The sequence below is a fragment of the Flavobacterium sp. genome, from assembly GCF_039595935.1.
Classification (GTDB): domain Bacteria; phylum Bacteroidota; class Bacteroidia; order Flavobacteriales; family Flavobacteriaceae; genus Flavobacterium.
In genome coordinates this window covers 1183724-1207027 of sequence record NZ_JBCNKR010000004.1, presented here as the reverse complement: position 1 = coordinate 1207027, position 23304 = coordinate 1183724, and the positions used below count along the sequence as shown (strand labels likewise).

Below are 23304 nucleotides of genomic sequence, written 5' to 3'. Positions count from 1 at the left end.
ATCTGTGGCGATATATTTTGTTGTCATGGAGCTATGTGGAAGAACTTTGCGTGGGCTTCGACTTCGCTCAGCCTGACAAAATAATTATTAATTAAGCTTCATTAACCGTTAACAATTCTCAATTAATAATTAAACTTTCACGTGTCCCCAGTTTTCGCCGCTGGCAATTCTGCGAATCTGCATTTCGCTTACGCCGAATTGTTTAGCGATCATTTTTAGACGTGTTTTTTGTTCTGGTCTTGCTAATATTTTTTTGATCAACATGACTTTTGTGGTAGTTAATTTTCGTCCGTCGGCTTTTAGATTGTGTTCAATCAGGTTTTTCTTTGCCTGAATTACTCGCGGACTTTTGCGGCTGTGTGCCATCATTTCCTGTTTTGTTGCCCAGCGTAAATTATTTACGTCATCGTTGCTTCTATTATAATCCAAATGAAGAACATAAGTTTGATCTTCGGATTCTTTCGGAATAAAATATTGGGCAACTAATTTGTAAAGAAATAAGTATTTGTTGATGATTTTATCATCTTTTTTAACCTTAAATCTAAAAGTTGGATATCCATCGCTTAAACCGCCTTTTAGGATTCGGCCGTTTTCAATTTCGTCGGTAAAACTTATTAATCTTCCTCTGTTTGAAATTGCGTATTTAAGTTGCAGTGATGCGTTTATTTCTATTTCTTTGAATTCTTCGTTAGGGTAAAATCTGTTATGTGGCATTTTCTTTTTCATTTAAATTTTGTCTCTCAAAGATAAAGAATTCCGAAACGAAGAATGCTATTGTGCTGGTTCTGAACTATCAATTTTATGATTCTTATAACGCTATTTTAACTTTTTAAAATGATTTTGACAGTTTTTAGACAGATTTTAATGGCTAAATTAAGAATAATTCAGTTTTTGAATTTTCTCTCAAATGGTAAATTTTAAGAAAAAAGAAGACTTTGATTTATTGATCAAGCCAGTTTTTGAAGTTGTTGATTTCTTTTTTGCTGATGATTATAGGATCATTTCCGATAGGTGGAACATTCAGAATCAATTCGATTTTTTGATGTGAATGTTTTACAACTTCTTTTATTGTATTTCGGTTTACGATATATTTTCGGTTTATTTTAAAAAATATAAACGGATCGAGACTATTTATAATATCTGTAATCGTACTATTATATAAATGACTGTTGCCAGATTTTACATAAATAAATAAGTGTTTTCCTGATGCGGCAAAATAGGTGATTTCGGACTCGTTTACTGAAATTAATTTATAACCGTGGTTTACCAAAAAATGGCGTTGTATTTTGTTTGTTTCAGGATTTTCGATGGCTACTAAAGACTGCAGTGTTGCATCGGCATTAAAACTTTCTTTAATTTTTTTGAATTTGCTCAGCGCTTCTAATAATTCCTGTTCTTCAAAAGGTTTTAAAAGATAATCTATTGTAAAATGTTTGAAAACCGAAATAGCATAAGAATCATAAGCGGTAACAAAAATGACAGGGCAGGAGATGGTGGCTTTTTCGAAAATTTCCAGACTTTTTCCATCGCCTAAATGAATATCCATAAAAGCTAAATCGACATTGTTTTGTTTAAAAAAGTCGACGGCTTCTTTTACAGATTTTAAAACTGCAATTTCGGCAATCTGCAAAATGTCCTGCTGCTCTAAAATAGATTTTAGATAACTGGATGCAAGATATTCGTCTTCGATAATGGCAATTTTCATTTTCCTTTTGTGATAAAGTTTTTAAGAAGCTCTTAAATAATTTTTGCAAATATAATTGTCTATAGTTTTTTTACAACAAGTTTTTATAGGAGTTTGTAGTTTTGTTGTGATTTAATCTTATTTGTTATGTTTCACATATTATATGGGATTCAACGACAGGTTATGGATTGTGAATATATTGTGTTCCCGTGGTTGAAACCACGGGCTATGTTTGTTAAGCATTGGTAAAAATTTGTGTTTTTATTTTAAATATAGCCTGTGGTTTCAACCACAGGAAACTTTGGTTTTAAACAACTGGTACGGATTGTGAATATATTGTGTTCCTGCGGTTGAAACCGCAGGCTATGTTCTTTCTTAGAGTTAATGAAAAATATAGCCTGTGGTTTCAACCACAGGAAACGAATCGAGATTTCACGTGCCATGTCTTTGATATTTATAAAAGCAAAAAAGAGGCTCAGTTTTGCAACTGAACCTCCTTTTAAAAAAAACAATAGGTAAAACTTATAGATTGGGATTGTTTAATCTCGCGTCTGCCGGGTAAATAATGGTATATCGCGGATCGTTTTGTATCAATGTGTAATTGTCACCGTCAAAAGTGTGAACGATTTGTTTTTGAGATGTTCTTCTTAAATCAAACCAACGCTGTCCTTCAACTGCAAACTCACGTTGTCTTTCTGCATAAATGAAGTTTGTTAAATCTGCTGTATTCATTGCATTAACTTCGATTTCAAGTTGTACATAAGCCGCTGCTGTGTATCTGTTTTTGATAAAACTTAAAACAGTTGTTTTAGCATCCGCAATGTTGTTCAGTTTTAATGAAGTTTCAGCTTTTGTTAAATACAATTCAGAAGTTCTGAAAGAACATTTTTGATCATCATTTCCACCTTTTTGAATTCTGTAGCGGCTTCCGCTTGCTAAAAAGTAAAGAGGAAAACGTAAATCAGTTGTTTTGCTGTAAGCTGCAATTAAATCTGGGGAAGCGTAAACAGCACCTTTTAAGTTGTTTATTAAACCATCTTCAAGAGCTAAAATAGATTCTTTTGAATCGTATTTTGTAGCAAGAACCGGAGTTGCTTTTAAATCAATTAAAGTGCTGTTAATTGCTAATGCTTTATTTGCAGCATCAAGTGATTTTTGCCATTGTTGTACGTATAAATAAATACGGCTTTCTAAACTGTACAAAGCAACTTTAGTAAAACGATAGTTTAGACCTTTTGTTTGAAAATCTTTATTGATAAATTTTTCAGCTTCCTGAGTATCAGAAATAATTTGATTGTAAATTACTTCTACACTTTGAGGTACATAAGCCTGCTCTAAATCAATCTCTAAAGCTAATGGAACTCCTTTGTCTGAATTTGCAGTTGCAGCATTGTAAGGTTTTCCGAAAAGGTTAATTAAGTCAAAGTAAGCCATTGCTCTCAATGCATAAGCTTCTCCAATTAATTGGTTTCTTTCTTCAGATACTTCTAATTTTTTAGACGCTTCGTTAATGATTACGTTCGTATAAAAAATAGTTTTGTATAAATCAGCGTATTGAAAAGTAGTTGTAATACGATCCGGATTAGCATCTTTCCAAATGTGAATATCTCTATAGTATGTTACATCATCACTAAATTCATTCAGCATTAATTCGTCTGTACGAAGTGCCGTTAATGATTTGTGTTCAGGATATACATCATATCCTTTTGTTAAAACTGCGCGGTATTGATCTAATGTTTCCGGAATTACACGCCCAATAGGCTGAATATCCAGATAATCATCACAGCTTGTTACTGCAAGTGCTGCAGCAAAAAGTAGTATATATTTTGAGAATTTTTTCATCTTTAATTTTATTAGAAAGTTACATTACATCCTAAAGTGAATGATTTAGGAACTGGTTGTGCATAAATGTTTCCAAAAGTTTCAGGGTCAAAGTAACCTTTGTAATCAGAACTGATTACGAATAAGTTTCTAGCCTCAACATTCAATCTGATGCTTGAAATGTTAATTTGATCTGTAAACGCTTTAGGGAATGTATATCCTAAACGCATACTGCTTAATCTCATATAACTCATTTCGCTAACCCATGTATCTAAATAATTGTAAGTTGGGATTTGATTTCCTCCAGAATACCATAAATATGGCATGTAAGAATCTCCTGTCCAAGTATCTTTACCATTAATTCCAGGTAAGTTAGAAGATGTATTAGTTGGTGACCATGCATCTAAAATATCTCTACTGTAGTTTTGTCCTCTGTCAACCAAAGTTCCGTTGTAAGGAGGAGTTTTTGTAACAGTTTGTTTAATATTGAAAGAAGCAGCGATTGTTAAATCAAAATTACTAACTTTAAAAGTATTGGTAATACCACCTGTAAATTTAGGATCTCTGTCTCCTAAGTATGTAAATAAATCTCTAAACTCAGCTGCAGATAAGTTTGATTGAACTAATTCTCCAGGGAAGAAGTCAGCAAACGGATCATATAAACCAAAGAATGTTTGAGAGTTTACAGTTTCTCCTTTTTTATTGATGAATAATGGATATCCGTTTTCGTCAATTCCATTAGTTTTAAATCCAAATACAGCGTTTACAGGACGTCCTTCTCTGTTTGGTAAATAATCAGTGTCACGTACTTCGATACGGTCTATGTTACTTTTGTTATGAGAGAAGTTAATACTTGTATTCCATTGAAAGTTAGGACGATCAATATTTTTTGTAGATACAGTAATCTCGTAACCTTTGTTAGTTACTTGTGCCCAGTTCATATTTGTATATTCAAAACCATTTTCTAACGGAAGTGCTCTTAAACCAATTAAGTCAGAACTTTTTCTTCCGTATAAATCAGTTACAAGACTAATACGATTGTTGAATAAACCGATATCAGCACCAACGTTTGTGTTTGTTGTTTTTTCCCAACGTAATTTTTGATTAGGCGGACTGTCAACATTAATAATTTGCTCATTTTGTCCTGGCAAAATAACAGTTGTTCCAATAGTTCCCATTACATAAGGAGAAGTATTTTTATCAATATTTCCTTGTAAACCGTAAGAAGCACGAAGTCTTAAGTTAGAAAGTGTTAAGTTATCTTTTAAGAAATCTTCTTCAGAAACAGCCCAAGATGCAGATGTTGACCAAAGTGGTAAATATTTGTATTTAGGATCTACACCAAATAAATCTGAACCATCATATCTCACACTTCCAAAAACACTATATTTTCTGTTGTAAGTATAAGCTGCAGTAGCGAAGAAAGAAGCAAATGCATTCTCATTTTGAGATTTAGCATATTGTTTATAATCTGTTTCTTTAGCCCAGCTTGCGTTAGGGAAAACAATTTGCTGTGTAGTTAAGTTTTTCTCGTCAAAACCAAAACCTTTTGTAGCAATAGATGTTGTGTAGTTTCTTCTTAACTCATTACCAACCATTGCTTCAATTTCGTGTTTTTCAGCAATTTCAGTTTTGTAGTTAACCATTGTTTTTAGGTTATACTGAAAAAAGTCTGTATTTGAGTTTTGAATAATACCGCCTTCAGGAAGGAAATAATTGTATGCTCCGTTAGAGAAATAACGTGATTTTTCCTTTTGCTTTCTAGTATAATAAGTGTCTTTTCCAGCAAATTTTTCACTAGCCGTGTTGTCTAATTGTAAACCTAATTGAGACGTTACTTTTAAGTCTTTTGTAAGCTTATATTCAGCATCTAATAAAGCTTTTACAGCTCTTGTTTTTAAATCGTAAGAAGTATTGTTTCTTTCTTCGATAATATTAAAAGGAACATAACGACCAGAATAACCAGTAATGTCCGGATCATATTTATAACTTCCATCTGCATTATATGGAGTTAAATATGGATTTACGTTTCTTGAATAATTTGATGGGTTTGTAAACGCATCTGTATCTGTAAGGTAAGATGTAGTTTTGTTTTCAGAACCAAAAATACCAACACCAACTTTAAATTTATCTGTTATTTGGTAGTTGTTTTTTAATGTTAAGTTGTAACGTTTGAAACCAGTTCCAATAGTTGCTCCTTTTTCATCATAGTAACCTAATGAGAAATAATAATCTGATTTTTCTCCACCACCAGATAAACTTAAACCGTGCTGCGTATTGATAGCAGTTTGGTATAATAAGTTACCCCAGTTTGTATTATTTCCTCTCAAAGAGTTGATAGATTGTTGTGTTGCAGGGCTTAAAGCTGAAAATCCGCCAGCTCTGTAAGCGTCTAATTCACCAGCTCCGTTTAAGATACGAGAAATATCTCCACCTGTATCTCTGTAAGTTAAGTCAGCGCGACTTGCTAAACCAAGTTCAAAATCAACTTTTTCATTTGAATCCATCAGGTTTAATTTTGAGAACTGAGGTCTTTGTGTGATAAAAGTATTCGTATTGAAACTTACTACCATTTTACCAGCTCTACCTTTTTTAGTAGTTACCACGATTACACCATTTGCAGCACGCGCACCGTAAATAGCAGTTGCAGCTGCATCTTTTAAAATCGTAATATCTTTAATATCGTCTGGGTTTAAACCTGCAATAGAGTAGTTATTTAATACATCGATATTATCTTTATCATAGTTTTTAGGAACTTCATTTCCTTCTAATGGTAAACCATCAAGTACCCATAAAGGATCTTGTGTACCATTAAGAGAAGCTGTACCCCTGATTCTGATTTTTGCAGGTGCTCCTGGTGCTCCAGATGGTGTACTTACCGCAACTCCGGCAATTTGTCCAACTAATAACTGGTCAATGCTGGAAACTCCAGTCTGCTGAATTGCAGCCATGTCGATTTTAGAAACTGCAGCAGTAAGTTTTCTTTTCTCAATTTTTTGGTAACCAGTTACTACAACCTCCTGAAGTTTTGCCGTTTCAGATGTTAAGTTGATTGTATAATTCTTTTGAGCAGAAAGTTCAAGCGTATACGATTTGTATCCCATGAAAACAACTCTCAAAGAAGTAATGTTTTTTGAAATTTTCAAAGAGAATTTACCGTCGAAATCTGTAGTAGTTCCGATTCCTTCACTTTGAATAATACCTGCCATGGCAGTTTTATTTGAGATGGAATTGTTCTCAACAAAGATCGATGCACCTGGAATAGGCGACAAGTCAGCTTCGTCTTGAATGATCCCCGTAATAGTTCGGGTTTCCTGCGCATAACCTGCGATGGCCAGGAACAGCAGTAGGGCATGTAGAATTTTTTTCATGTTTTGGGTTTGGGTTATGTATTAAAAGGTTGTATTGTTCAAAGCTTTGTCGATTCGTTGTATTAAATCGCGGTAATGATTTTGGGTCGATTGATCTCCGGTACTTCTTTTTGTTCTTAATAACTGAAGTACTTTACTCAATTCTCCCTTTTTATCAGATGTTACTTCTGTAACTCTTTTTAAGAAAGAATTATTAATGTTTCTCGCCATATGTGCATCATCTGCAGAGCATAAATGAGGCATTTGTAATGTTTCTTGTATTTGGATTGTTTTTTTAACATCCGTTTTTTCAAATAATTTATTTGTCGAAACAATTAAAACATCTACATAGTTTTTTTGTGTCATTCGTTCTAAAATGCTCAGCGATTTGTTTTGAATAGTTCCTGCAAATACACTTTGATGTAATTTTTGGAATAAATCATTTACGGTAAAAACCTTCTCATTGGTTTTATTTCGCTGGTATAATTCATTTTCTGTCATTCGAAGTAAACGGTCATCGCTGAATAAGCTATACATAACGTCGTATTGTAATGCTCTTGACATTGTGTATGGTGTGTATTCATAAGGGCCAAAAGGAGAATCTTTCAGCGGATTTGTTTTGTCTAAAACATCATTAAAAAACAACCATTGCGGAATTGTAATTACATTTTTAACTAAATAATCTACCGCTCTTTTTTGCATTGCTGCAGGAACCGGAACATAACTTTGTTTGTTATCGCCATGAACCGTTGGGTTTAAGTAAACACCGCCAATATTGGTTAATACATGACCATTGTACGTTTGCCATTGTCCGATAGCTCCAATATACAGTTTACCGGTTTCGTAATAAGACTGATCTTTATCGTAAGACCAGTTTAAGATATTATCTACAACACGTTTTAAGTTTTTCAATCCGTACTCGCTTGCTTTTACGGCATCGTTTCCTAAATCTTCAGACTGTGAACGAGGATCGATATCAGAGCCTTGCTCACCGTAAAAATAAATCGGGTCGTTTTGATGTTTTGCAATAGCTTCGTTTAGTCTTGCCGTTTCATTTTCGTTTGGACCGTACCATCTGTAACCCCATTCGATTGCGTATTTGTCGTACTCACCAATTTTTGGAGTAATTACAGTTACGTTATCTTCCGGTTGTGCTACATAATTGTATCGGGCATAATCCATGATAGAAGGAGCAGTGCCGCCCATTTTTGCCGTGAATTCTTTAGAACGTAAAGACTCAACATCATAAGCGAAAGAAGCGCCCATATTATGTTTTAATCCAAATGTGTGTCCAACTTCGTGAGACGATACAAAACGAATCGCTTCTCCCATGTGTTCCTCACTAAATACATTTCCTCTTGCTTTTGGATCAATTGGTCCCGTTTGGATTCTCATCCAGCTTTGAAGCGAAGTCATAACATTGTGCCACCAAATAATGTCGGCTTCAATAATTTCTCCGCTTCTTGGGTCAACAACCGATGGTCCCATAGCATTGGATTTAGGCGATGCTGCATACGTAATAACCGAATAGCGAACATCATCAACGTCAAAGTCTAAATCTTTTTCAGTAGGTTCTTTTGCAATAATAGCGTTTTTAAAACCCGCTCTTTCAAAAGCTGCCTGCCAATCGAGTACCCCATCAATAATATATTTTCTCCATTGTTTTGGAGTCGACGGATCGATGTAATAAACGATTGGTTTTTTCGGCTCTACTAATTCACCTTTCAAATATCGCTCTTCATCTTCTTTCTTTGGTTCTAAACGCCAGCGCGTTATCAATTCTTTTTCAAGCATTGCCTGCTGTGCATCGGCAAAATACCAATGCTTTTCAGAAAAGAAACCAATTCGGTTATCAGAAAAACGAGGTTTCATTGGAGTTTTATCCAATAAAATAATATTAGTTGTCACACCAAGCGTAATTGGTAATGACGATGTGCCATCGCTGAAAGAAGTTGTAAGTTGCGATTTTACAACAATGTTTTTAGGGAAAGCTTTTAAACTTTCTATATACGATAAATCAGATTTTACAGAACCTCCAATACCAGTGTTGCTCAAAACATCATTGAAGCTTTTTTGTTTTCCGTCAAAAATCTTATTTACTTTAATTACTACAGCGCTCGAATCGTTATTTTTAGTTTCAATATCAAAAACTTCAATAACAGATTCAGAGAAATTATCAATTACAGATGCTGTAATGGCATCTTCTTTTGGTGAAGAAACTTTAGGAACATATGTTTTTACCCAAACTTTCTTTGCAATTGTATCTTTATAAAAAGAAATGATTTTGTTTTCATAATTCATTCCTTTATTTAAACCAGCCTCGTTAATTTGGAAAGGAACTTGTGATAATTTATTTACAATCAGAAATTCTCTTTTAAATAAACTATCCTGAATTTCGAAATAAACATCAGTCTTAACCTGAATGATGTTAAATAGTCCTTTTTTTAGTGTGCCTTTTTTTACAAGGTCATTATATTTTTTTCCTTTTTTGGAATCAGTAGAATCTTTTACAACTTCAGTTTCTGTTTCTTTTTTCTTTTTCTTTTGCGAAAGAACTGTAACAGGAATGAATAATAATAAAATTAGTAAGCAAAGTAATTTTACACTATGCAGGAATGCCTTTTCCCTCATTTTGGTGTTAAGTTTAAGTTAATTTTTCATCGAAACTATTCGAATTTAGTTCAGAAAAAAAACAAAACGGAGTGAATGGCTTTTTTTTAGGAGTGAATGGATATTAAAGGCAAAATACATACGAAATTGCCGTCTTTTTCTGAAGTTTGTAAATTGGTTCTTGAATAAAAAGTATAAATGCTTGACAGGTATTTTAAACCAAAATTAGTGCTGGGTTCGCTGTGAGCCTTTTTTTGAAGATTATTGCTGATAATAACCTGATCTTTTTGAATCAGAATCTCTGTCGTAAGCGGATTTTCCTGCGTAGCCATATTATGCTTAATAGCATTCTCGACCACAACCTGAAAAGCCAGATACGGAATAAACTTTTCTAAAGCTTCCTGATCTTCGATTTTTATAGAAAAAATTAATTCTTCTTTAAAACGGGTTTGCTGTAAAAAGATATATTTTTCGATAAACAATAATTCATCCTTTAACGGAACAATATTCTTTTCCGGCGGATCTATCAAATAACGATAAATGCGCGAAAGATTCAATGTGAATTTTTGTGCCGTTTTTACATCGCTTCCTACTAACATATATAAGGAGTTAAGCGAATTAAACAAAAAGTGCGGATTAATCTGCTCTTTTAAATGCTGCAGCTGAATAAGGGCTTTTTCTTTTACGATTTTTTCGTTCTCAACCAGAAGTCGGTTTTTTTCTTTAATAGCGATTCCTTTTTCTCTGTATGCGCGTCTGTTGGCATAAGAAAATAAATAAAAAATCAACAATAACATTACCGTTGTGATCGAATAAATCCAGGTTGAATATTTTTTAACCAAAAAAACATTTTCATTGTCAATCATTTTCGGAAAACTAATGCAGATATACCAAGGCAGATTTTTAACATCTAACCTTGTTGTAAAACTGATAACATCCAGTTTTAAAAATTCAGACATCGTAATTTTTTTAGTGTAATCCAATTTTAAAAAATCAGATGCCGAAGTATTGGCGGGATCTTTTTTATAAGTAAAAACCGTATCTGATGGCTCAATAGCCGAAAAATCATAAATATTTTTTCCTATAAAGGTAGAGTCAGGGTGATAAACACATCTTCCTGTGTTGTCAAATACAAAAGCATAATTAGAAGCCGCTTTGTCAAAAGTCGCAAAATTATCATGCAATTTTTTTAAGTTGATGTCATAGCCGCAACGAACCGTTGTGTAGTTTTTGGAAATGATTTTAAAGTAAACTCTCCAAACCCATTCTTTTCCTTGTTTAATTACAGTATTGCTTCGCGTAGTGTTTTGGTTTTTAGAAATAAATTCGGCAACGTCTTTTTTTATTTCATCAGAAACAGAATCGTTTCCAAATTCTATTTTTTCATCATTAATCTGAAACCAGTTATCAACTATCATTAAATTGATGGACTGAACAGACGACAGTACCTTTATGTTAGCAGATAAATTAGATTTACTACTGATTTTTAAAGCATGTTTGATTCTGTTTTCCTGTTCCAGAAACCTCGAAAATTCCCGCGACATTAATTCATGTTTTTTAATGAAGTTCAATCGCGCCTCACTTTCATTTGCTTTTTGTGTAACATCAGTAATCAAATTACTTAACATGTAAACAGAAGAAACGATAATAAGAATAGAGACGATAACGTAAATTACGAAAGCACGTCGGGATGTTATTTTTTTTAATCTAAATCTCAAAAAAGTATTTTATATAAATTAATTCGCAACCGAAAATTGAGAATCGTATAAGTTTTTATAATAACCATCAGTTTTTGTTAATAACTCCTGATGCGTTCCTTGTTCCACAATTAAACCTTTATCCATTACGACAATTTTATCAGCATTTACGATTGTTGCCAATCTGTGTGCAATAATAATTGAAGTTCTTCCTTTTGTAATAGTTTCTGTTGCACGCTGAATCAATTCTTCAGAATACGTATCAATAGACGAAGTTGCTTCATCCAAAATCAAAATACTCGGATTACTTACATACGAACGTAAAAATGCAATCAGCTGTCTTTGTCCAGACGAAAGCATAACACCGCGTTCCTTAACATCAAAATCATAATTATCAGGAAGGCTCATAATAAAGTCATGAACACCAATTTTCTTGGCAGCATCCAAAACCTGTTCGCGTGTAATTTCCGGATTATGAAGCGTAATATTATTGTAAATCGTATCGGCAAACAAAAACACATCTTGCAGTACAACCGCAATTTGTTTTCTTAAAGAAGCCAAAGTATAGTTTTCTATATTTTGCCCGTCGATATAAATTGTTCCGCTGTTAATTTCGTAAAAGCGATTCAGTAAATTAATAATTGTAGATTTTCCGGCTCCGGTTGAACCTACAATTGCAACGGTTTGCCCGGAATCTACAGATAAATCAATTCCTTTGATTACTTCTTCTTCTGGAATATAACTAAAACGAACTTGATTAAACTCGATACTTCCGTTAAAAACCGGAGCTTCAATTTTTCCCGTATCCTGAATATGATCCTGCGTGTCGATAATATCAAAAACACGATTTGCCGCAATCATTCCTAATTGCATCTCATTGAATTTATCTGCGATTTGTCTTAACGGATTAAAAAGCATTCCGATAAACATGGTATATGAAAATAAATCTCCAAAGGTGGTGAAATTATCTCCGTTCAAAATTTTAAATCCACCAAAAACTACAACCAAACCTAAAGTAATCGACGAAATAATATCGGCAATAGGGAAGAAGATCGAGTTGTACAAAATAGTTTTAATCCAGGCAACTCTGTGTTTATCATTTATAACTCTGAAATTTTCGGCTTCGATTTTTTCTCTGTTAAAAAGCTGAACGATTTTCATTCCCGTTACACGTTCCTGAACAAAAGAATTCATATTGGCAATCTGCGTTCGCACTTCCTCAAAAGCAACCTGCATTTTACGTTGAAAAATCCTAGTAATGTAAACCAGAATTGGCATTGCAACGACAACAATCCAGGTCAGTTTCCAATTCATATAAAACATAAAAATCAAAACCACGAGCATTTTCATCAAATCACTTATAATCATAAATAATCCCTGACTGAAAATACGAGCAATCGATTCAATATCTGAAACGGATCTGGTAACCAATTGCCCAACCGGAACCAAATCAAAATATTTCATTCTAAAACTTAAAATATGTTTGAAAAGTTTGTTTCGAATATCTTTTACAATATCCTGTCCGAGCCAGTTGGCCCAATACACAAAATAGAACTGAGAGAAAACTTCCATTAATAAAACACCTCCCATTAACATAATATATAGGAGTAAACCCGTTTTATCATGAGTCTTGATATAACCGTCGACCGTTTGTTTTAATAAATAAGGTCGAAGTGCTGCAAAGATAGAGAGCGAAACCGCAAAAATAATAACGCCATAATAACGCCATTTATAAGGTTTCGTATATTTTAAGATTCTTTTGAATAATCCGGTATCAAATGCTTTTGCTTTCATTGATTTTTAAGCTTTAAGCTATAGGCTATAAGCTGTAGGCACAAGAATGTAAAGCTTAATGCCTAAAGCCTATAGCTTACAGCTATAAATAATCGTAATAAATTTTGGTTAAATATAAACCATGTGCTGGGACAGAAAACCCGGCTTTTTCTCTGTTTTTGCTGGCAATAATATTTTCAAAATCAGCCAGCGTAATTTTGTGTAATCCTATATTAATTAAAGTTCCCACAATCGCCCGAACCATATTTCGTAAAAATCGGTTAGCTGAAATTGTAAAAACCAGTTTATTGTTTTCTTGTTTCCAATAGGCCTCAAAAACCGTGCAGTCAAAAGTATTAACATCTGTATTTACTTTTGAGAAACACTGAAAATCGGTATGGTTTAATAAAATTTTAGCGGCTTCATTCATCAAATCAACATCCAGTTTTTGATTTACATACCAGCTCAATTCTTCTAAAAACGGATTTTTTATGGTATTAATATGATATTCGTACGTTCTTTTTGTAGCGTCAAATCGGCAATGCGCATCATCGTGAACAGGAATCAAATTGTAAACCACAATATCTTTTGGTAAATACGAATTCAGCTTATGTACCAAAACCGGAATATCAATTGATTTTTCTAAATCAAAATGACCATACATTTCCTCAGCATGAACACCAGTATCAGTTCTTCCGGCGCCCATAACATTTATGTCCGAATTTAGTAAAACTGAAAGGGCTTTGTTTAAAGTTTCCTGAACTGATGATGCATTGGGCTGAAACTGCCAGCCATGATAATGAGTTCCGTTATAAGCAAAATGAATAAAATATCTCATTTAAAGGTTCTGAGGTTTTTTTAAAGGTACTGAGGTACTGAGGTGCAAAGGTACAAAGGTTTTTTTGAAGATGCTAAGATTCTGAGATGCTAAGGTTCTAAGATTTTTTTATGAGGTTCAAAGAAACAAAGGTTCAGAGGTTCAAAGGTTTTTTTATCCTCAATTAATGTGTAGAGACGCACAGCAGTGCGTCTAACGTCAGATTGGAAAATTGCACATATATATTATATAGGTATAATATTTTCTAATATTTTAAAACCGATAAGCCCCATTTCAATAAAATCTAAAAACAAAAACTTAGAACCTTAGCACCTCAGAACCTCACAATCTTTGTTAAAATTCACTAAAACCCAAAATGCGAGTCATAGTTTGTTCAGCAAAAAATCGTGTCAGAAATTGACAATTCCAACGATATAATCGAAATCATTTTTTAACATTTTTAGCAAGAAAATTCCAAATGTTAATTTTAAAAATATTTCATTTTAACAGATGATATTTCTCCTATGTTTGCACTACTAAATATCAAAAACAATGAATGAAATTACTTCTTATTGGTGGATACTTTTAATAGTATTTGCCATTCTTTTTTACAAATTTATTTTACGTGTTTTCTTCGGAATGGTGATCGTTCCTGAGGATAAAATTGGTTTGGTAACCAAAAAATTCGTTTTGTTTGGCGCAGACAAATCATTGCCTGACGGCCGAATTATCGCTACAAAAGGCGAAGCAGGTTATCAGGCAAAAACACTGGCTCCGGGTTTATACTGGGGAATGTGGATCTGGCAGTATTCTATAGATATGACCAGCTTTACTTTGATTCCGGAAGGAAAAATTGGATTGGTTTTAAGTAAGGACGGAAAGGAAATTCCAACCGGACGAATTCTGGCCAGAAGAGTAGAAAGTGACAATTTTCAGGACGCAACAGCTTTCTTAGATAATGGCGGACAAAAAGGACGTCAAACTGCTTTTATTACAACAGGTTCGTATCGTATAAATACGTTTTTGTTTGAGATTGTAATTGCAGATCAAATCAAGATTTTTGAGAACATGATTGGTATTGTAACGGCTCTTGATGGTGAACCAATTCCGCAGGGACAAATTGCGGGTAAATTTGTTAACGATCATAATAACTTTCAGGACTTTGATAAGTTTTTGGAACATGGCGGAAATCGTGGTTTACAGCCTCAGGTTATGTTAGCCGGTTCTTATTATATAAACACTTGGGGAGTTTTAATTGAGCAAAACCCAATGACGGATGTACCAATTGGTTATGTTGGAGTGGTGATTTCTTACATTGGAGAAGACGGACAAGACGTTACCGGAGATACTTTTAAACACGGAAACATTGTTTCAAAAGGTCAGCGTGGAGTTTGGATGGAACCATTTGGACCTGGAAAATATGCGTTGAATAAATACACAACAAAGCTAGAAGCAGTTCCAACAACAAACTTAGTTTTAAACTGGGCAAACGCACGAAGTGAATCACACGATTTAGATAAAAACTTATCGACTATCACAGTTCGTTCAAAAGACGGTTTCCCATTCAATCTTGACGTTGCACAAATTATTCACGTTCCGGCGGCAGAAGCTCCAAAAGTAATTGCACGTTTCGGAAGTATGAATAACTTGGTTTCTCAGGTTTTAGAACCAACAATTGGTAACTATTTCAGAAACTCGGCTCAGGACAGTGATGTTATTTCGTTCTTGACAACCAGAAAAGAGCGTCAGGAATCGGCTAAAAATCATATTAAATTAGTTCTTGATGAATACAACGTAAATGCAGTTGATACCTTAATTGGAGATATTGTTCCGCCAGATTCATTAATGAAAACTTTGACGGACAGAAAACTGGCTGAAGAAGAGCAAAAAACGTATCAAACCCAAAGAATGGCGCAAGAACAGCGTCAGGGAATGGAGAAAGAAACGGCAATTGCTGATATGCAGAAAGAAATTGTACGTGCTTCTCAAAGTGTTGAAATTGCTCAGCGTACTGCAGATGCTACAGTTAAGAAAGCAGAAGGTGATGCAACAAGTTTGAAACTGAATGTAAACGCCGAAGCAGAAGCAACAAAAATGCGTGCAAACGCTGAAGCGGAAGCAACAAAAGCAAGAGCAGGAGCGCAGGCAGAAGCAACAAAACTGAACGCAAGTGCAGAAGCTGAAAGAATTTCGAAAACCGGTCTTGCAGAAGCTGAAAAGATTATGGCAATTGGTAAATCAACTGCCGAAGCATACCAACTTCAGGTTAGTGCAATGGGCGGCGATAACTTTACAAGATATAAAGTAACTGAGGAAATTGGTAAAGGAAATATCAAAGTAATTCCAGATGTTTTAATTTCCGGAAACGGAGGTTCTGACGGTTCAATCAGTGGTTTGTTAGGATTAAAACTAATGGAAATGATGGACACAAAAGACACTAAGGATTTGAAAGAAGTTAAAAATCATAATCCGAAGAAATAATAACAATGCAGCAGACCCGACAGTTTTTTAAAACCTGTCAGGTCTAAACCAACCGTAAATAAAATCCGATCTGTTTTGTTTTTGCAGATCGGATTTTTTGTATTTATAAAAAATGAAAATATACCGAAAGACGCACTGCTGTGCGCCTCTACAGAAAAACCTTTGTATCTTTGTTTCTTTGAACCTTTGTCCCTTAAAAAAGAATGAAAAAAATCCTCCTTCTTTCCGATACTCACTCTCATATTGACGATGTCATTTTAAAATATGTCAATCAGGCCGATGAAGTCTGGCACGCAGGAGATATAGGAGATTTGCATGTAACAGATACGATAAAAGCATTAAAACCGCTTCGTTGCGTTTACGGAAATATTGATGATGCAAAAGCAAGAATTGAATTTCCGCTGCATAATAGATTTTTATGCGAAAATGTTTCTGTCTGGATTACACATATTGGAGGTTATCCCGGAAAATATAATCCAGCTATTAGGGAAGAAATGGCTTCAAATCCGCCTAAATTATTCATTTGCGGGCATTCGCATATTTTAAAAGTGATGTTTGATAAAAAACATAATCTGCTTCACATGAATCCCGGTGCAGCAGGAAAAAGCGGATTTCATCAAATGCGAACCATGCTTCGTTTTGTTATCGATGATGATAAAATAAAGGATTTAGAAATCATAGAAATCGGAAAAAAATAAAACCTGATTAATGTACAGGAACTTTTATTTTTATTGATGTCCCCGAATTTTCATCAGGACGTGAAATAATCGAAAAACTTCCCTTTAGTTTTTTAATTCTAACTCGTATTCGGTTTAAACCAAAACCTTCAATTTCATTAGGTTTTTCGGTATTAAAACCTTTTCCGTCATCGTGAATAATGATAATCAGCCGGTTTTTGCTTTCATTAATAGAAATTTGAGCAGTTCTCGCATTGCTGTGTTTTATTATATTATTGAACAATTCAGAAATCACGAAATATAGTTTTGTCTCAAATTTTTCAGCATATCTTGTGTTGTTAGGTACGGAGCTGAAAAATTTAAATTCCATACTCGAATTAGAATTCTTTTCACACAAATCTTCTAAAGCATAAATTAGCCCGAAACGTACCAAAAGTGAAGGAACAAGTTCATGTGAAACATCTCTCAATAAGTCGTGTGCTTCTGTTAAAATAGCTTTTGCTTTTTGAATTTCTTCAGACTGAATGTTGTTTTTTGTCGTAAAAACATTCAAATGCAGTCCGGCAGAAGATAATAGAGAATTGATGTTGTCATGCAGGAAGGCTGCAATTTTCTTTTGCTCGGTTTCCTGACTGTCAATGCCAGCATTTATAACATCTAAAAGGATTTTTTGCTTTGTGTCTTTTCGCTTAATTTTTTGTTTCAGTTTGTTATTCTGATATACCAAATAAAGAAGAAAAATTAAGATAATAGTAATAACAATTGATAAACTGACAAGTTTTTTGTTTAGCATTTTTTCATTAGAAATACTTGTCTTCTCGAATTTTTCTACAGAACTAACCTTTGAAATTTCGAAAGTAATAGTGCGCTGTACAGAAAATATATCACCCGATGAGATGAGAATAATGAGCGGTATCAATAATCTGTAAAAAAACATATGAATTGTTTAAAATTTTGATTATGAATTTACTAAATTGTTTTTTAATGCATATTTAACTAATCCTATAGTGTTTTTTATGTTCAGTTTTTTCATGATGTTTTTTCTGTGAGTTTCCACCGTGTTTATACTGATAAAAAGTTGTTCACCTATTTCTTTTCCGCTGTATTCTAAACAAATCAAAGTTACGATTTCAATCTCACGAGGACTCAAAATAGGATTTTCGGTATATATATCTTTCTTTGGTTTTGGAGTATTAAGTGTAAATGTATTGAATATTTTTTCCTTTACAGCATCAGAATAGTATTCCTGATCCTGACAAACTGCTTCAATGGCCTGAATGATATTTTCTCCGGCGCATTTTTTGGTTAAATAACCTTTGGCCCCTAATTTCATCACTTCTTTGATAATTTTTAAATCATCATAACTGGATAAAATAATTACTTTACATGGAAAACCTTTTTCGCTGAATTCTTTCAGTACTTCGATTCCGTCTTTTTGAGGCATACTAATATCTAAAATTAAAATATCTGCCTGATCCTTTACAACATCTTCATAAATAGAAGTACCGTTTAGAGAACTACCCGCAACTTCAAAATTTGAAACTGTTTGTAATAAATTAGCAAGACCATCAATAAGTACCTGATGATCATCTGCAAGATGTATCCTTATTTTGTTCTTAATCATTGTTTTTGGAAATATGAATACAAAATTAAAGAGGAACAGGAACTGAGGATGCCACTTTAAGGTCTTTTTATATCATTTCAGGGCACAAAAAAACCCGAATATAAATTCCGGGTTCTCTTCGCACAAAAAATTAAGTTTATAGGTTTATCTCAATCGGTCTACAGATTTTACAAGATCTTCGTCCTTTTTGATGGCCTTATTAGCAAGAACTAATAACACGATAGCAACAATTGGAAGAAACATCCCAATACCTTTCTCAGAAACAGTTTCAGCTGTTTCTCCAGATAAATTTAGAGAACGATAAACAAATAATCCTAATAAAATTAAATTTAATATTATGTTCAGTCTGTTCATCACAAACTGATTTTGTCTCTTTTTGAATGAAATAATACTGATAATAGTCAGCATTGTGCTTAAACCTAATAAAACAGTGTAAAGCTGGCTTTGCATGAAATAGAAAGCTTTGCCTGTATTTAATGTCCAAAGCGGCATAAAAAACATTAAAACCCCTGTAACAACAAAGGTAAGAATTAAATATACGGTTTGAATTCGTTGTAACATAACTTGAAATTGTTTTACAAAAATATATTTTCTTTTTTTAAAATACTATTGTATGATTAAATTTTATTCGTATTATTGCATCATAATACCGTAAGCACTTCATACTGCGGTCAATCGAAAAAAAATATCTACCTATTCTTTTTACAGTATTTCCTTTAAAATAATTAAATTCATAGAACATTCATGTTTGATATTTCTGCATTAAAAGAAATGAAGCTTTCTGAGCTTCAAGAAATAGCTAAGTTAGCTAAAACTATAAAGATTAATGGCGTTAAAAAAGACACTCTGATTACTCAGATTTTAGCGCATCAGGAGGCGACATCAGCACCGCCCGCAGAAGCTATTGCAGAAAAAGAAACAAATACTGATAAGCCAAAAAGAGCCCGAATTGCTCCGGCTAAAAAAACGGTAAATAAAAATGCACCGGTTCTGGAATTTGATGCTGCGGAGGAATCTCCAAAGGAAATTGAAACTCCTGAGGCTGTAGAAGAAAACCAAAAAACAGAAGCTGAACCTGTATCTGAAAATAAAACAACAGAGAAAAAAGGAACAAAAGTTGTAAAATTCAACAAGTCGGCTTATGAGAAAAAAGTCGCTTTACAAAAGGAAAAAGAAGCTGCTAAAGAAGTAATTTCTACAGAAGAAATCGCAGAAAATATTACAACAGCGCCAGTTGCTGAAAAAACTGAAAATACTGCTCCGGTTAAAAAGATTAATCCTAATCAGAATAAAAACCAAAATCCCAACCAGAATCAAAATCCGAATCAAAACCAAAACCCAAATCAAAATGGGAACGGAAACGGAAATAATGGGAATCATCAAAACCAAAACAATAAAAACAAAAAGAACAACAACAATTTCAGAGATTCAGATTTTGAATTTGACGGAATTATCGAAAGTGAAGGTGTTCTTGAAATGATGCCGGATGGTTATGGATTTTTACGTTCTTCTGATTATAATTATTTAGCTTCACCGGATGATATTTATTTATCGACTTCACAAATCAGATTATTTGGTTTAAAAACCGGAGATACTGTAAAAGGTGTGGTTCGTCCTCCAAAAGAAGGCGAGAAATTCTTCCCTCTTGTTCGTGTATTAAAAATCAACGGACATGATCCGCAGGTAGTTCGTGACAGAGTTTCTTTTGAACACCTGACTCCAGTTTTTCCTTCAGAAAAATTCAAATTAGCCGAAAAAGGCAGTTCTATATCTACCCGTATTATCGATTTATTTTCTCCTATCGGAAAAGGACAGCGTGGAATGATCGTTGCACAGCCAAAAACGGGTAAAACAATGCTTTTAAAAGATATTGCAAATGCAATTGCTGCTAATCATCCAGAAGTTTATTTAATCGTTCTTTTGATTGATGAGCGTCCTGAGGAGGTTACAGACATGCAGAGAAGTGTTCGTGGAGAAGTTATCGCGTCAACTTTTGACAGAGAGCCGCAAGAACACGTAAAAATTGCTAATATCGTTTTGGAGAAATCAAAACGTTTAGTAGAATGCGGACATGATGTTGTAATTTTATTAGACTCTATTACACGTTTAGCAAGAGCTTATAATACAGTTCAGCCGGCATCTGGAAAAGTATTAAGTGGAGGTGTTGATGCAAATGCATTACAAAAACCAAAACGTTTCTTTGGAGCGGCAAGAAATGTAGAAAACGGAGGGTCGTTAAGTATCATTGCAACTGCATTAACTGAAACAGGTTCTAAAATGGATGAGGTTATCTTTGAAGAGTTTAAAGGAACCGGTAACATGGAACTTCAATTAGATCGTAAAATTGCTAACAAGCGTATTTTCCCTGCAATCGATCTTACTTCTTCAAGCACACGTCGTGACGACTTATTACTTGATGAGAAAACATTACAAAGAATGTGGATTATGCGTAAATATCTTTCAGATATGAACCCTGTAGAATCTATGGATTTTGTAAACGATCGTTTCAAGAAAACAAAGAATAATGAAGAGTTTTTGATTTCTATGAATGACTAGAAGAGGTGCTAAGGTTCTGAGATGCTAAGATTCTAAGTTTTTTTTTCTTTGACTTTAAACTTTAGTTCACAATATAAAAAAGGGATGAGTTTATAAAACTCATCCCTTTTTGTTTCTATCTTAGGACTCAGTAACTTAGAACCTTAGCATCTTAGAACCTCAGAACCTTATTTAATCGGTTTATCAACTACCGGTCTGTTCTCTCTGTTTGCTAAATCCCAGGCAAGTACAAAAGCAAGTTTTGCCCTTTTAGTTAAAGCGTCGTATTCGATTTTTTGAGGTTCGTCGCCTTTACCGTGGTAATCTTCGTGAACTCCATTGAAGAAAAAGATAGCCGGAATACCATGTTTAGCGAAGTTATAGTGGTCAGAACGCTCATAAAAGTGATTTGGATCAGCAGGGTCATTAAATTTAAAATCTAAGTCCATTTTGATGAATTTTTCATTTTGAGCCACAACTGCATTATGTAAGTCAGAAGATAATCTGTCAGCACCAATTACGTAAACATAATTGTTAGTATTAGCATGCTCAACATCACGACGTCCGATCATGTCAATGTTGATGTCTGAAATCGTGTTAGCGATTGGAAACAAAGGATTTTCAGAATAAAAACGAGAACCATGTAAACCATGTTCTTCACCTGTTACATGCAGGAATAAAATAGAACGTTTTGGACCGTGGCCTTGTTTTTTTGCTTTCGCGAAAGCTTTTGCCATTTCGATAACCGCTACAGTTCCAGAACCATCGTCGTCAGCTCCGTTATAAACTTCACCATTTTTAATACCAACGTGATCGTAATGAGCAGAAATTACCAAAACTTCATCTGGTTTTTCAGAACCTTCGATGAAAGCCCAAATGTTTTCAGAATCAGGTAAATTTTGATTACGTCTTGCATTTAAATACGAAGCAGGAATATGCTGGTAATAGTCTGTTGCGCCTTTCGGAAACGAAATACCGCTTTTTTTGTATTGTTCAATCATGTAAAGACCCGCTTTTTTCTGTCCGGCAGAACCTGTTTCACGACCTTCCATTTCATCTGAAGCAACAGTGTAAAGCATTTTTTTAAGATCTTTTTCAGAAATATATTTAATGTATTTCGTTGGGTCTGAATTGTCTTTGGATACTACCGACTGCGAATTCTTACATGAAAAAGCAGAGGCAATTAATAATAAGACTAAAAATTTTTTCATTTTGGTATTAGTGTAAATTAATGAATGTGTATAAAACATAAAATATGAGTAAAAATAGAATAAAAAAGGAGTTTATGATGAATAACATAACGCTTTTAACAAATGATACGATTCTGCTTTCTCCATAAAAACGATGATGTGCAGGATAAAAATAATAACACATCCATATTGCGCCAACAAAATTGGTTATACCAGAAATGAAACTTATAGGACTGTCTTCTCCAAAGAATCCCACAATTCTGTCTATTATAAACATAATGAGGAAAATGAGCAGCAGAAATGAAAAATAATGAAGGGTAAAAATTCCGTGATCAAAATAATACCATTTCTTTTTATTGTGGAAAAGCCACAAGAAGAAAGCAAAAAACGGCATTATGATAAAAAGAATTTTAGGAATATTATGGAAAAACGATTCGATGAATTTTTCTATAATTTGTTTTTTGGTATTGTTTTCGGTAACATGAACCGATTTTTCATAAAGCCAGTATTCAAATTCTGAAAGCTTTTCATCTTCTTTGCCGTATTTCTGAATTGAATCAATTTCTTTCATCGATTTTAATTCAAAATGCGTCTTGTATTTAGAATTTTCAGCTTTTTCGCCCTTTTCAACTTTTTCCTCTTTTTTGTCCTGATTTACAAGTGAGGTAGAAATTTCTTTTTCACCTTTATTAATTTGATCACTCACTTTGCTTGGAAACATGGCAATTAAAAGGAAAGTAATAAAACTAATGAAAATATAAAGACGAACAGGAGCAAGGTACGACAAACGTTTTCCCGAAAGATATTCTTTAGTTAAGGTAGAAGGTTTGAAAAGAAGGTTTTTTATCGTTTTCCAAAAGGCATTTTCATAATGCGTTAAATCTTCAAAAAAGTGAACAAATAAATGATGAAAAGTTTTTCTGGAATCTGAATTTTCCTGTCCGCAGTTTGGACAAAATTTTTGCTCAACAACATGCCTGCAGTTTAAACAGGTTTTGTCTTCTCTAATTTTGTTATGTGACATTGGTTATTTTAGTTGGTTTTG

The 23304-nt window shown here is 33.7% G+C and carries 16 protein-coding genes; 3 read left to right on the top strand and 13 right to left on the bottom strand.

What is annotated here, in order from left to right; genetic code table 11:
- Positions 1–129: 129 nt before the first annotated feature.
- The 8 genes from ABDW27_RS05170 to truA all read right to left on the bottom strand — a co-directional run bounded on the left by ABDW27_RS05170 (position 130) and on the right by truA (position 13773).
- Positions 130–714: an NUMOD4 domain-containing protein gene (locus ABDW27_RS05170; protein WP_343694890.1), complete on the bottom strand. Its 585-nt coding sequence runs from the start codon at positions 712–714 to the stop codon at positions 130–132.
- 226 nt (positions 715–940) lie between these two features.
- Positions 941–1705: a LytTR family DNA-binding domain-containing protein gene (locus ABDW27_RS05165; RefSeq protein ID WP_343694889.1), complete on the bottom strand. Its 765-nt coding sequence runs from the start codon at positions 1703–1705 to the stop codon at positions 941–943.
- Between the two features lie 501 nt (positions 1706–2206).
- Entirely contained in the window at positions 2207–3526 is a 1320-nt protein-coding gene (locus ABDW27_RS05160) for a RagB/SusD family nutrient uptake outer membrane protein (protein WP_343694888.1), read from the bottom strand.
- Between the two features lie 11 nt (positions 3527–3537).
- Positions 3538–6876, bottom strand: a complete 3339-nt coding sequence (locus tag ABDW27_RS05155) for a SusC/RagA family TonB-linked outer membrane protein (protein WP_343694887.1) — start codon at positions 6874–6876, stop codon at positions 3538–3540.
- Between the two features lie 21 nt (positions 6877–6897).
- Positions 6898–9486: a zinc-dependent metalloprotease gene (locus ABDW27_RS05150; protein ID WP_343694886.1), complete on the bottom strand. Its 2589-nt coding sequence runs from the start codon at positions 9484–9486 to the stop codon at positions 6898–6900.
- A gap of 86 nt (positions 9487–9572) precedes the next feature.
- Positions 9573–11183 carry a histidine kinase gene (locus ABDW27_RS05145; protein WP_343694885.1) on the bottom strand — a complete coding sequence of 537 codons (1611 nt, stop codon included), beginning with the start codon at positions 11181–11183 and terminating at the stop codon, positions 9573–9575.
- An 18-nt stretch (positions 11184–11201) separates the two neighbouring features.
- A complete protein-coding gene (locus ABDW27_RS05140; RefSeq protein WP_343694884.1) occupies positions 11202–12956 on the bottom strand; it encodes an ABC transporter ATP-binding protein in 1755 nt (584 codons plus the stop codon).
- Positions 12957–13038: 82 nt separating this feature from the next.
- A complete protein-coding gene (truA, locus tag ABDW27_RS05135; RefSeq protein ID WP_343694883.1) occupies positions 13039–13773 on the bottom strand; it encodes a tRNA pseudouridine(38-40) synthase TruA in 735 nt (244 codons plus the stop codon).
- 531 nt (positions 13774–14304) lie between these two features.
- Between truA and ABDW27_RS05130 the strand changes: the two genes are divergently transcribed.
- The gene (locus tag ABDW27_RS05130; RefSeq protein ID WP_343694882.1) at positions 14305–16233 is read left to right on the top strand and encodes an SPFH domain-containing protein; all 1929 of its coding nucleotides are present in this window, start codon (positions 14305–14307) and stop codon (positions 16231–16233) included.
- A gap of 203 nt (positions 16234–16436) precedes the next feature.
- Complete coding sequence (locus ABDW27_RS05125; RefSeq protein WP_343694881.1) at positions 16437–16931, top strand: metallophosphoesterase family protein; 495 nt, start codon at positions 16437–16439, stop codon at positions 16929–16931.
- 7 nt (positions 16932–16938) lie between these two features.
- Here ABDW27_RS05125 and ABDW27_RS05120 read toward each other — a convergent pair whose 3' ends face one another.
- From ABDW27_RS05120 to ABDW27_RS05110, 3 genes are all read right to left on the bottom strand, one after another.
- The gene (locus ABDW27_RS05120; RefSeq protein ID WP_343694880.1) at positions 16939–17703 is read right to left on the bottom strand and encodes an ATP-binding protein; all 765 of its coding nucleotides are present in this window, start codon (positions 17701–17703) and stop codon (positions 16939–16941) included.
- A gap of 165 nt (positions 17704–17868) precedes the next feature.
- Positions 17869–18531 carry a response regulator transcription factor gene (locus ABDW27_RS05115; RefSeq protein WP_343695275.1) on the bottom strand — a complete coding sequence of 221 codons (663 nt, stop codon included), beginning with the start codon at positions 18529–18531 and terminating at the stop codon, positions 17869–17871.
- Between the two features lie 147 nt (positions 18532–18678).
- The gene (locus ABDW27_RS05110; RefSeq protein WP_343694879.1) at positions 18679–19095 is read right to left on the bottom strand and encodes a DUF4293 domain-containing protein; all 417 of its coding nucleotides are present in this window, start codon (positions 19093–19095) and stop codon (positions 18679–18681) included.
- A gap of 183 nt (positions 19096–19278) precedes the next feature.
- Here ABDW27_RS05110 and rho point away from each other — a divergent pair, with 183 nt between their 5' ends.
- Positions 19279–21090: a transcription termination factor Rho gene (rho, locus tag ABDW27_RS05105; protein WP_343694878.1), complete on the top strand. Its 1812-nt coding sequence runs from the start codon at positions 19279–19281 to the stop codon at positions 21088–21090.
- Positions 21091–21257: 167 nt separating this feature from the next.
- On the opposite strand, the gene ABDW27_RS05100 is transcribed toward rho, so the two are convergent.
- Positions 21258–22280: a M28 family peptidase gene (locus ABDW27_RS05100; protein ID WP_343694877.1), complete on the bottom strand. Its 1023-nt coding sequence runs from the start codon at positions 22278–22280 to the stop codon at positions 21258–21260.
- A 7-nt stretch (positions 22281–22287) separates the two neighbouring features.
- The gene (locus ABDW27_RS05095) at positions 22288–23283 is read right to left on the bottom strand and encodes a DUF3667 domain-containing protein (protein WP_343694876.1); all 996 of its coding nucleotides are present in this window, start codon (positions 23281–23283) and stop codon (positions 22288–22290) included.
- Positions 23284–23304: the final 21 nt, after the last annotated feature.

Coding starts and splice junctions, on each gene's coding strand:
- ABDW27_RS05170 (WP_343694890.1), bottom strand. CDS start 714: ATGCCACATAACAGATTTTACCCTAACGAAGAATTCAAAGAAATAGAA.
- ABDW27_RS05165 (WP_343694889.1), bottom strand. CDS start 1,705: ATGAAAATTGCCATTATCGAAGACGAATATCTTGCATCCAGTTATCTA.
- ABDW27_RS05160 (WP_343694888.1), bottom strand. CDS start 3,526: ATGAAAAAATTCTCAAAATATATACTACTTTTTGCTGCAGCACTTGCA.
- ABDW27_RS05155 (WP_343694887.1), bottom strand. CDS start 6,876: ATGAAAAAAATTCTACATGCCCTACTGCTGTTCCTGGCCATCGCAGGT.
- ABDW27_RS05150 (WP_343694886.1), bottom strand. CDS start 9,486: ATGAGGGAAAAGGCATTCCTGCATAGTGTAAAATTACTTTGCTTACTA.
- ABDW27_RS05140 (WP_343694884.1), bottom strand. CDS start 12,956: ATGAAAGCAAAAGCATTTGATACCGGATTATTCAAAAGAATCTTAAAA.
- truA (WP_343694883.1), bottom strand. CDS start 13,773: ATGAGATATTTTATTCATTTTGCTTATAACGGAACTCATTATCATGGC.
- ABDW27_RS05130 (WP_343694882.1), top strand. CDS start 14,305: ATGAATGAAATTACTTCTTATTGGTGGATACTTTTAATAGTATTTGCC.
- ABDW27_RS05125 (WP_343694881.1), top strand. CDS start 16,437: ATGAAAAAAATCCTCCTTCTTTCCGATACTCACTCTCATATTGACGAT.
- ABDW27_RS05120 (WP_343694880.1), bottom strand. CDS start 17,703: ATGCTAAACAAAAAACTTGTCAGTTTATCAATTGTTATTACTATTATC.
- ABDW27_RS05110 (WP_343694879.1), bottom strand. CDS start 19,095: ATGTTACAACGAATTCAAACCGTATATTTAATTCTTACCTTTGTTGTT.
- rho (WP_343694878.1), top strand. CDS start 19,279: ATGTTTGATATTTCTGCATTAAAAGAAATGAAGCTTTCTGAGCTTCAA.
- ABDW27_RS05100 (WP_343694877.1), bottom strand. CDS start 22,280: ATGAAAAAATTTTTAGTCTTATTATTAATTGCCTCTGCTTTTTCATGT.
- ABDW27_RS05095 (WP_343694876.1), bottom strand. CDS start 23,283: ATGTCACATAACAAAATTAGAGAAGACAAAACCTGTTTAAACTGCAGG.